Annotated in this window: 1 pseudogene; it reads right to left on the bottom strand. The window is 57.9% G+C overall.

Features of this window, described 5'->3' with window-relative positions:
• Positions 1–389 (bottom strand): annotated as a pseudogene (locus J5M71_RS27050) (EscJ/YscJ/HrcJ family type III secretion inner membrane ring protein); the annotation flags it as partial.
• Positions 390–525 lie beyond the last annotated feature (136 nt).

The raw sequence follows: 525 nt of genomic DNA on the forward strand, positions 1-525 counted from the left end.
ATTTTCGACAGTGTCGACGACAACTCCTGCGACATGCCGTAAATGAAGCGAATCCGTTCCTCCGTCGGCGTCGAAACGAGGCCGTCCTTCTTGAACAGGTTGCCGAGGTCGTCGAACTTGCTGCGCGGCAAACCACGCGTGCGCAGTACCTCCATCGCATGAACGAGCTGATCACCATCGACGTTCAGCTTCCAGCTCTTGCCTCCATCGGCCGAATCCTTCGATGCGTCGACGCCGTTCTCGAGGAGGGCGACCATCATCTCGTTGACGTCCTGCTCGGACAGGCCGGTATACAACTCCTTCTTACAACCGGCAAGCAGAACGCTCAATGCGAGCACGCCGAGAAGCCGCACGACAAGGCGGTGAAGCGGCACACGTCCGAATATCATTCGTTGCAGTCCATCGGGCGACCCATCGAGTCGGGCGTCACTGGTTCTTCATCAGTGTCTAGATCGCGGTTTTCGACGCGTTGACGACGCTCATCTTCGCCTCCATGTCGAGCTGGGTACTCGCGATCTCGTAAGT

Origin of the sequence: Pseudomonas sp. 43(2021) (genome assembly GCF_017490805.1) — a bacterium.
In the GTDB taxonomy this organism is placed as follows: domain Bacteria; phylum Pseudomonadota; class Gammaproteobacteria; order Pseudomonadales; family Pseudomonadaceae; genus Aquipseudomonas.